This window comes from Nostoc sp. CALU 1950 (assembly GCF_051172895.1).
Lineage (GTDB): Bacteria > Cyanobacteriota > Cyanobacteriia > Cyanobacteriales > Nostocaceae > Nostoc > Nostoc edaphicum_A.
This window is the reverse complement of sequence record NZ_JBDNJQ010000235.1, coordinates 1-9096: the sequence shown is the minus strand read 5'-3', so window position 1 is coordinate 9096 and position 9096 is coordinate 1. Positions and strand designations below refer to the sequence as shown.

General features: G+C 40.9%; 10 protein-coding genes and 1 tRNA gene. 9 read left to right on the top strand and 2 right to left on the bottom strand.

Features of this window, described 5'->3' with window-relative positions; all coding sequences use genetic code 11:
* Window positions 1–62: 62 nt before the first annotated feature.
* Window positions 63–758: a 3-oxoacyl-ACP reductase FabG gene (gene fabG, locus ABF638_RS35120; protein ID WP_435027402.1), complete on the bottom strand. Its 696-nt coding sequence runs from the start codon at window positions 756–758 to the stop codon at window positions 63–65.
* A gap of 278 nt (window positions 759–1036) precedes the next feature.
* Here fabG and ABF638_RS35115 point away from each other — a divergent pair, with 278 nt between their 5' ends.
* From ABF638_RS35115 to ABF638_RS35100, 4 genes are all read left to right on the top strand, one after another.
* Window positions 1037–1474: a DoxX family protein gene (locus ABF638_RS35115; protein WP_435027401.1), complete on the top strand. Its 438-nt coding sequence runs from the start codon at window positions 1037–1039 to the stop codon at window positions 1472–1474.
* A gap of 22 nt (window positions 1475–1496) precedes the next feature.
* Window positions 1497–2063, top strand: coding sequence for a DUF2808 domain-containing protein (locus ABF638_RS35110; RefSeq protein WP_435027404.1), 567 nt, complete (start codon window positions 1497–1499; stop codon window positions 2061–2063).
* A gap of 857 nt (window positions 2064–2920) precedes the next feature.
* Complete coding sequence (locus ABF638_RS35105) at window positions 2921–4270, top strand: acetyl ornithine aminotransferase family protein (RefSeq protein WP_435027400.1); 1350 nt, start codon at window positions 2921–2923, stop codon at window positions 4268–4270.
* A gap of 160 nt (window positions 4271–4430) precedes the next feature.
* Entirely contained in the window at window positions 4431–5339 is a 909-nt protein-coding gene (locus tag ABF638_RS35100; RefSeq protein ID WP_435027399.1) for a DUF1338 domain-containing protein, read from the top strand.
* Window positions 5340–5633: 294 nt separating this feature from the next.
* Here ABF638_RS35100 and ABF638_RS35095 read toward each other — a convergent pair whose 3' ends face one another.
* On the bottom strand, window positions 5634–5897 hold the full coding sequence (locus tag ABF638_RS35095) for a hypothetical protein (RefSeq protein WP_435027398.1): 264 nt from the start codon (window positions 5895–5897) through the stop codon (window positions 5634–5636).
* Between the two features lie 323 nt (window positions 5898–6220).
* Between ABF638_RS35095 and ABF638_RS35090 the strand changes: the two genes are divergently transcribed.
* From ABF638_RS35090 to ABF638_RS35070, 5 genes are all read left to right on the top strand, one after another.
* Window positions 6221–6709 (top strand): DUF1499 domain-containing protein, encoded by a 489-nt coding sequence (locus tag ABF638_RS35090; RefSeq protein WP_435027403.1) that lies wholly within the window; start codon window positions 6221–6223, stop codon window positions 6707–6709.
* Between the two features lie 136 nt (window positions 6710–6845).
* Window positions 6846–6917 (top strand) — tRNA-Val (locus tag ABF638_RS35085).
* 237 nt (window positions 6918–7154) lie between these two features.
* A complete protein-coding gene (locus tag ABF638_RS35080; protein ID WP_435027397.1) occupies window positions 7155–7742 on the top strand; it encodes a TetR family transcriptional regulator C-terminal domain-containing protein in 588 nt (195 codons plus the stop codon).
* 4 nt (window positions 7743–7746) lie between these two features.
* Window positions 7747–8136: a tautomerase family protein gene (locus ABF638_RS35075; protein WP_435027396.1), complete on the top strand. Its 390-nt coding sequence runs from the start codon at window positions 7747–7749 to the stop codon at window positions 8134–8136.
* Between the two features lie 111 nt (window positions 8137–8247).
* Window positions 8248–8691 (top strand): acyl-CoA thioesterase, encoded by a 444-nt coding sequence (locus ABF638_RS35070; protein ID WP_435027395.1) that lies wholly within the window; start codon window positions 8248–8250, stop codon window positions 8689–8691.
* Window positions 8692–9096 lie beyond the last annotated feature (405 nt).

Sequence of the window (9096 nt, the reverse complement as noted above, 5' to 3'; positions counted from 1 at the left end):
AGCCTTACGCCTAATCCCTGAGTATTGCTACTCATTTCTAGGCAACGAATCACACGAATCAACTAAATATTGCCGTAGACGGGAATTGCTGCACCTCGAATATCTTTAGCAGCTTCTGAACCTAAAAAGCAAATTATTTGCGCCAAAGATTCAGGTTTAACCCATTTGTCAGCATTTTCTGCACCCATTGCTTTACGGTTGTTGGGGGTATCAATGACGCTGGGAAGGACGACATTAGCAGTGATATTAGTACCTTTAGTTTCATCTGCGATCGCTTGTGTCAAAGCTACCACACCAGCTTTAGCAGCGGAATATGCTGCAAATTGCCCAGCAGGTTCCACAGCTGCTTTAGAACCTACTGTGACAATACGTCCATAGCCATGTTCCAACATTTTTTTCAGGCTATATTTGCAAGTCAAGAAAGTAGTATTCAAGTTGATATCTAATTCGTGTTTCCAACTGGAAAAACTATATTCATGGGTTTTCCCCATCGAAAAGCCACCCACCAAATGAATTAACACATCCACCCGTCCGATGTGGTTGATGAGATTTTCTACCGAAGCTTCTTCCTCCAGATTAGAGGGGACAAAGGAAAGTCTGGCAAAATCAGTAGGTGAAAGAATGCTCTTGAGGCGTTCAACATCTTTGATATTCCGATAAGGAATTGTCACCTCTGCACCTTGGGCGATAATCACTGGTATCACACCTAAACCTAGTCCACCAGTACCGCCTGTGAGTAAAACTTGCTTGCCTTTCATCAGTTTCGCATACTTGAAAGTTCATTTTTCAAGATAGCGCGTTCGTCGTTCGCGCAGCGTCTCGTTGGCGCAGCCTCTCGCAGAGAAGAGAAGACGTTGGCGCAGCCATCGCCAGCATCTGGTAAATTTAAAACCAGCGTCAGCTTGTCTAGATAATGACTCCGTAATAAATCTTGCCTTTGGAGTCAAAGCTACGCGGTTCCCTGTTAAGAGTTCCCTCCCTACACAATTAAGTTCTCCGAATCAAACCAAATTCCTAATACAATGAGGCAAAAGCTATGAAGAAGTATAAAGAAATTTTACGTGTTGTCCTTGCCATATCCATCATTGTGGTTGGAGTGACACATTTTGTGATTCCAGAACCATACGTCAAAATTATGCCACCGCAAATTCCTTACCCTTTAGGATTAGTTTATCTCAGTGGCTTTTATGAAATTTTGGGTGGTATTGGGTTATTAGTCCCGCCTGTAAGTCAAGCTGCTGCTTGGGGACTTATTGCTCTTTTTATTGCGGTTTTCCCAGCCAATATCAACATGGCGGTTAATCATATTCAGCTAGAACATATACCAAACTCACCTTGGGTACACGTAGTCAGACTTCCCTTCCAAGCTGTTTTAATTGCTTGGGCTTGGTGGTACACGAAATCTTCGCTTGGGGAAAAACAAGCTTCTATTATTCCCAAGTCACTTATTCCTAAAGAACTAGAATTGGAATGAGTGCGTTTTTTATATTTAAATGATGCGCGTTGCAACTTTGTTTAAGATAATACTCTCGTTAGCAATAGGCATTGGAGCAGTTTCGGTTCCGGTGACTCAAGCTGTGCAACTCAGAGATGGCATAGTGTATTTTGTCCAACCGCCGAAACTTGTTGATGCGACAACTACTTACAAAGATGTGAACGTTTGGGGCGCAACTTACTATTTCACCATCAATATACCTGATAATGCTGGAGAATCCCTTCAAAAGGTAACGATTACTCAGAAAGAGGGGGCAGAAAACATCCGCTATGACCTTAATGATACCCGCGCATTTGTCGGAACACGCAAGCGCAGAGAAACGCAACTGAAACTAGGCTCAGTCACAAACGACCGCAAGACACGCACAGTTATTGTAAACTTTGACCCACCTGTGATTCCAGGACAGACAATTACAATCGCCCTCCGCCCTGTGAGTAATCCAAGCTTTTCTGGTGTCTATTTATTGGGTGTTACAGCATTCCCTGTGGGTGAAAAATCTCACGGTCAATTTCTTGGCTTTGGACGGTTTCAGTTTTACAGCAATAGGGGAAGTTGGTGGTTCCGATAAATAGCAATAGAGAGGGAATAGGGAATAGGGAATAGGGAATAGGGAATAGATGTGGACTAAGTTTTTTCATCGCAAAAGCAGCTAATGTGACTTGAAAACTAACTATTGAAGTCGCAAAAGCAGCTAATGTGACTTGAAAACTAACTATTGGAGTCGCAAAAGCTACTAATGCGACTTGAAAACCAACTATTGGAGTCGCAAAAGCAGCTAATGTGACTTGAAAACCAACTATTGGAGTCGCAAAAGCAGCTAATGTGACTTGAAAACTAACTTTTGCGTAAGTCTAGCCTAAATCTCGTCTACCTTGAGAACCGTAGTTATGTAGGTTGGGTGCAGCGATAGCGTAACCCAACATAAAATTTGGTGGTAATGTTGGGTTGCGTTTCACTCCACCCAAACTACATAAATATATCTTTTAAAAAACATCCTCAGCAAGATAAGTAATAGCAAAGTAACCCTGTCTTAAATCTTGTTTAATTTCATACCGCTCGCGGTGTAACTTTTGTCCAGATACCCAAGTCATTGGTTAATTATCTCAAAGACTTTTATTAATTTTTGCATATAGTAATTCTCTGTGGATTTAATACACTTTCTTCCGTAAATGTGCTGTAGCTTGCACCCTGACATCTAAATAATGAAGATAATGAAGCTCTTATGCTTGCTTCAAAAAATATAATATGACGCGATCGCAAAAGTTGTGTTATAAAAACGGGCAAAGTCTTACAAAATACGAAAATCTTTACTATGAAGCTTTTTCGGTAAATGCGTAATTTCTACACCAATGGAATCAAATGCTACTGTAACTAATCAAGCTTTAGCGTTTAATCATCAGTAATCTTTAAAAAATTGCAAAAATAATGTTAAGTATACCTATTAACTTAAATTTACCTCGTACACCCTATTTAATAACTTCTTTACCTGGGCCTCGCGCTCAAGCAATTGTACAACGCGATCGCGCCGTAACTTCCCCTTCTTATACCCGCGATTACCCGTTAGTTGTATCTCGCGGTCAGGGCTGTATGGTGGAAGATGTGGATGGCAATGTATTTCTGGATATGACCGCAGGTATTGCCGTTACCGCCACCGGACACGCTCACCCGGAAGTAGTGAAGGCAATTCAAGAACAGTCGGCGCGTTTGCTGCACATGTCAGGAACAGATTTTTATTATGAGCCGATGGTGGAACTAGCGGAACAATTGGCAATTCGCGCTCCCTTTCCCCAGCCACACAGTGATACTGGGTTTCCCGCAAGAATATTTTTCACCAATTCCGGGGCAGAATCCAACGAAGGAGCAATCAAATTAGCTCGATATTACACCAAGCGATCGCTAATCGTGGCATTCTTAGGCGCATTTCACGGACGCACTTATGGGGCAATGTCTCTCACTGGTTCCAAAGTAGTGCAAAGAGCTAACTTTGGGCCTTTAGTTCCTGGGGTAACTCATATCCCCTACGGCACTCACGCTAGCTTAGATTACTTGGAACAACAGCTATTTACAACGATTTTACCACCGCAAGAAGTAGCGGCGATCGTCGTCGAACCGATTCAAGGAGAGGGTGGATATATCGTACCCGAAGATGGTTTTTTGCAGCGGATTCGGGAGATATGCGATCGCCACGGTATTCTGATGGTAGTGGATGAAGTGCAAGCAGGGATGGGGCGGACTGGTCGCCTATTTGCGATCGAGCATTGGGGTGTAATGCCTGATATCATTACTACTGCTAAAGGTATCGCCAGTGGTATGCCATTAGGAGCGATACTTGCCAGACCAGAGTTAATGACTTGGCCTCCCGGTTCTCACGCCACCACATTTGGCGGTAATCCCGTAGCTTGTGCTGCTGGTATTGCCACTCTGCGACTGCTAGAAAGTGGTTTGATGACTAACGCTACCCAGATGGGAGAATTATTACAAGCTAGCCTTACCGAGTTGCATCAAAAATTTCCCAGAGTATCGTCCCCACGAGGTAAGGGTTTGATGGTAGCGGTAGATTTATTGGATGAACAGGGTAATCTCGATCATAAATTGCGCGATCGCATTATCCAAGAAGCTTTTTTACGAGGTTTATTATTACTAGGTTGTGGTAAAGCAGCAATTCGTTTCTGTCCACCTCTAGTTATCGACAGCGACCAAATTCAGATAGCCCTTCAGATTATCAGCGAGATTTTAAGTTCTTATACCAATTTGAAAAAAGAATGCGACAAATAGACCATTTGTAGAGACGCGATTCATCGCGTCTTTACCCAAGGATGTGTTGCAATCATTAATTTAACTGGTATTAAAAGATGAAGAGAGTGGGAAATAGGGTGCAGAAGGAGATTTCCTAACTTTTGACCCTTCCTTGACAAATGACAAATAACTAATCTATATGAAAACCGAAATAGCCCTTCATTTATGGAAATTACTTTGGCAAGAATACAGCGCCAGGGTAAATCATGCCTGTACCTACCAGCAAATGATTACTGCTGCGGGTGGAACAGTCGCCAATGACCACATCGCCTTTCGGTCTTTGCGTTTACTAGTTGATAGTTCACAAGGTCAAGTTAACTTGGGAATTGACTACCTTGGGCAACTTGCAGAAGCCTTGGGTTACGTGGTGGCTGGAGAATATACTTTTGCTCAAACCCATCTGTACGCCCGTCATTATCGTCATCAGCAGCAAGAGGAATTTAACTTGCCCAAACTGTTTATCAGCGAGTTGATTGTCGATGAATTACCTACTAATATTGCCCAACTCATCTCTAAAACAGTATCTTCAATCCCAAACGAACTCACCTCACCCCTTAATCTTCTCAAAAAAGATGGGAATATTGAAACCATCGCCAAACAACTCCAGCAAGTTTTCATCCGCCCTTGGCAACCTCCCCAACGTTCTGTTGTCGAAGAGGTGAATCAAGTTACTCAGTATGGGGCTTGGGTATTGCTGCACGGATATGCTGTCAACCACTTTACAGGCTACGTCAACGGACAGAATACTCCAGAATATCCAGACATAGATACTACTGCCAGTGCTTTAGCTAATCTGGGTGTACCAATGAAAGCAGAAATAGAGGGAAATGTTGGTTGTGGTTTGCGGCAAACTGCAACTCAAGCAGTAAGGTCAATGGTGACAGTGTTAGATGATGATAATGGTGCAGAAATTCAGATTCCTTGGACTTACGCCTATTATGAAATTGCCCAGCGCTATTTAGTAGAAGTGGAATCTGGAAAGCAGGTACTTTTTGATGCTTTTTTAGGAAGTAATGCCCAGCAATTGTTTGAAATGACTCGTCTATAATTGTTAAAAACCTAACTAAAACTATCCAACTGAGAGCCTATTTATAAAGTAAATATTAAGTAGGGTGTATTACGGCTGTGTAGGGATTTGAGGGTTTGAGAAAGTCTAATTTCGCCGTAACGCACCATATTCCCAGGTGTCGTCTTCTCATAACGCACCTGAAAATTTAAGGTTTACCCATAACTGCCCATACAAATCGACTCAACATTTGAGGCAGGGACTATAGGCTTACTTTCAAGCATTAATACAAAAGGACTACAAAATTTACTCAAGGCAAACAATCTCCCTAGTCAACTAAGATATTTTTGGTTGCTGCCATAGGATGAGTTTCAATTCAGAGCAGTAGCAAGTCTCATCACTGATTTGCTGTTCGTGGTCAGCTATCCAATCATAAATTTGTGTAGCTTTTGCTAATGCAACTTTTTCTGATCGATAAAGCTGAGGAGTAGGGCAGTACGCTTGGCCATTGATGTGTATAGCTGCAATCTGCCAATAATCGCTCTCTGGTACAACTTCTAAAAACCCGTTACTGTAAGGCTGGATTATTCCTATGTTCATCTACAACCATCAAACTTTCTAACATTGGCCACAACGAAGCCGATACCAGCCAATTCTTCTGAGTCAAAGCTGGAATCACCAGGGAATGCAGTAGCAAGCCCTACTAATGATTTTGGGTTCGTAGTCAATGGAAATCTGAATTATTGGTCACTTTTTAGCTTTATTCCTTTATTGGCACCAATAATGGCAAAAGGGACTGTTCGGCGCGGGTGCATTCGGATTGCCCAAACTCAGAGTGTAACGGGATGGATGATAATGTGTAGAGCGAACCCGCAACTAGCAGCGCTCACCCGAAATGACCGAACAAAAGGAGTAAATTTATGATGTCCCGTCTGCTAACAGCTTTCCGGCAACGATTCTTGCGGAGTATCGCTTTTGCAATACTCTTAACTTTGATTAGTAGTTTAATACTTCCTGGGGCTACTTGGGCTTCTTCTAGCTTGGGAGTTGATAATGGTCATCTTAGTTCTTGTCCGGCTTCAGACAATTGTGTTGTCAGTCAAAACGCAGATTCCAAACACGCCATTGACCCGATTCCCTATCATGTAGACCGCAGTGCAGCCAGAGAAATCTTACTAAAAGTTATCGGCGTTGTTCCCCGTACAGAAATTGTAGAACAAACAGATAATTACATCCACGCTCTTTCTAAAAGCCGCATCTTCAAATTTGTTGATGATGTAGAGTTTTATTTACCTCCCAATGAGTCAGTAATTCATCTGCGCTCGGCATCTCGCGTGGGAGAGTCGGATCTCGGTGTCAACCGCAGACGATGCGAGCAAATCCGTCTGGCTCTACGTGATTTAAATATTTGATTTTTGTAAGCCGCACACTCGTGACTTCCAGTCATGAGTTAGGCACTCCATATTCTGTCTGAAACACTTTATTTAATTTGCATAATATTGAAAAATAACGGAAATGATAGTAATTTATGATAATATAAGGAGTCTTGGGCGATTAGCACAGGGGTAGCGCACATCCTTCACACGGATGGGGTCACTGGTTCAAATCCAGTATCGCCCACTCATACAAAGTAAAGCTTTCAGCTAAACTAATTAACATATCCTTCAGTAAAGTATGCCATTTTATGCCATCTTCTGAAAGGAGATTTTAGAATAATGCCTAGTTCATCACTCAGGGCAAAAAAAGATTGACTTACAGGCAAATATTATGCTAGTTTCAATCAGGCCATTCGGTCGGTAATATTTTATTTATAGCAATTTTCAATTAAATAAATTCCCCCCTCCAAAAATTGCTCTAATGTCCAAAGGCGAAGAAACAAAAAGCAGGATTCTCCACCAAGCAGCTGAATTGTTTAACCAACAGGGTTATGCAGGCTCATCAATGTCAGACATCATGCGTGTTACTGGATTGCAAAAAGGAGGAATTTACAATCACTTCCAAAGCAAAGATGATCTGGCACTACAGGCTTTTGATTTTGCGATCGCTCGCATCAAACAGCATACTAGATTTGCATTACGAAGCAAACGCCATGCAGTAGAACGCCTGCAAGCAATCATTGGGATATTTAGTAGCTTCACAGAAAATCCACCGATTAAGGGAGGGTGTCCACTGCTGAATACTGCTGTGGAGAGTGATGATGCTTATCCGGCGTTGCGAGAACGTGCTCAACAAGCGATGAACTCTTGGCTGCATCTGATTCGTCGAATTATTGAAACTGGAATTGAAAAGGGTGAAATTCGCCCGCAAGTCAGTGCTGATGAAATCGCCACCATCATAATTGCAACACTAGAAGGAGCCATAATGATGAGCAAGCTTTATGGAGATTCTATTCACATGCACAGGGTAATTAATCACCTGAATCAGTACTTAGAAACTCACCTTTAAATTTATGGTACAAATCAAGGTATATGGTTTAGCAGATAAATTAAATCTTGTTAAAAGTGAACTATCAAATATAATCCATACCTCTGTCATTGAAGTTTTACAGCTTACCCCTGAAAAAAGATTTCACCGTTTTTTTCCACTGGATAAATCAGATTTTTACTATCCATCTGATAGATCAGATAATTATCTGATTATCGAAATTAGCATGTTTGACGGGCGCTCGGTGGAAACAAAAAAACAGTTGATTCGCCTGCTGATTAAAAATATTAATGAAAAGTTGAATATTCCTGTGTACGATATTGAAATCACAATTTTTGAAACGCCCAAACATAACTGGGGAATTAGAGGTTTACCCGGTGACGAGTTAAATTTAAACTACAAAATAGAAGTTTGAAACTATTATGGTCAATGGTTTATTAGACAATTAATATTTACTAACGCTTAAAGGATAGAATTATTTTACGCTTTTACAGACCGATCGGGCTTAAAAAATCTGGGAGAAATAATGCTAGTAAATAACAACTTACATAGACCATTAGAAGTAGTATTAGCAATTCCTGTAAAAACATACGACATTGATTTTATGGGAATCGTCAGTAATATTGTGTATATCAGATGGCTAGAGGATTTACGTTTAAAGTTTTTAGATGAACATTGGCAAATCAATCAACAAATTGAGCAAGGATATACACCGATTCTAGCTGGAACTGAAATTGAATATAAACGTCCGATAAAGATTATGGATCAGGTGATTGGACGTTTATGGCTGAGTAATTTAGGACGCTTGAAGTGGACTGTGCAAGCTGAAATTTTATCTAACAATGAGTTAGCAGCAGTGGCTAGTCAGAAGGGTGGTTTTGTCAGTTTGCAAAATAATCGTCTGATTCCTATTCCAGAAGAATTACAGAATAAATATTTACAGTGTCAACAAGGGTTTCAGAAAATTTAACAATTAGAAATACCTTTGATATTTTTTTGAGTTATTACAGACTGTTCGGTTTTTTTGTGGGTAAATGCTTTAATTTTCTTTTGAATAAAAATCAAAGAAAAAGAGTTTGTCGAGCGTCTTGCAAAAGTTGCCGAAAGCTATCTTTAAGAACATGAGGAGTAAGAAAAATTTCTCTTCGTTACTCCTCATATAGCTACTCCTTACACTTGCTTCAAGTACAACAGTTTACTGATGCACTAAACCTCTAACTAAAGATGCACATTATTGTTAAATAAGGAGGTATCTATCTAAACAGTTATGATGGAGATACAATAGTCACACAGTATAAGTTTATCAAGCTTATTGCTGGGTACTATAGGAATCCGCTTTGATTTCTGAACTAATTTGCGTGGTGCGCGTTCGCGG

Coding starts and splice junctions, on each gene's coding strand:
- fabG (WP_435027402.1), bottom strand. CDS start 758: ATGAAAGGCAAGCAAGTTTTACTCACAGGCGGTACTGGTGGACTAGGT.
- ABF638_RS35115 (WP_435027401.1), top strand. CDS start 1,037: ATGAAGAAGTATAAAGAAATTTTACGTGTTGTCCTTGCCATATCCATC.
- ABF638_RS35110 (WP_435027404.1), top strand. CDS start 1,497: ATGCGCGTTGCAACTTTGTTTAAGATAATACTCTCGTTAGCAATAGGC.
- ABF638_RS35105 (WP_435027400.1), top strand. CDS start 2,921: ATGTTAAGTATACCTATTAACTTAAATTTACCTCGTACACCCTATTTA.
- ABF638_RS35100 (WP_435027399.1), top strand. CDS start 4,431: ATGAAAACCGAAATAGCCCTTCATTTATGGAAATTACTTTGGCAAGAA.
- ABF638_RS35095 (WP_435027398.1), bottom strand. CDS start 5,897: ATGAACATAGGAATAATCCAGCCTTACAGTAACGGGTTTTTAGAAGTT.
- ABF638_RS35090 (WP_435027403.1), top strand. CDS start 6,221: ATGTCCCGTCTGCTAACAGCTTTCCGGCAACGATTCTTGCGGAGTATC.
- ABF638_RS35080 (WP_435027397.1), top strand. CDS start 7,155: ATGTCCAAAGGCGAAGAAACAAAAAGCAGGATTCTCCACCAAGCAGCT.
- ABF638_RS35075 (WP_435027396.1), top strand. CDS start 7,747: ATGGTACAAATCAAGGTATATGGTTTAGCAGATAAATTAAATCTTGTT.
- ABF638_RS35070 (WP_435027395.1), top strand. CDS start 8,248: ATGCTAGTAAATAACAACTTACATAGACCATTAGAAGTAGTATTAGCA.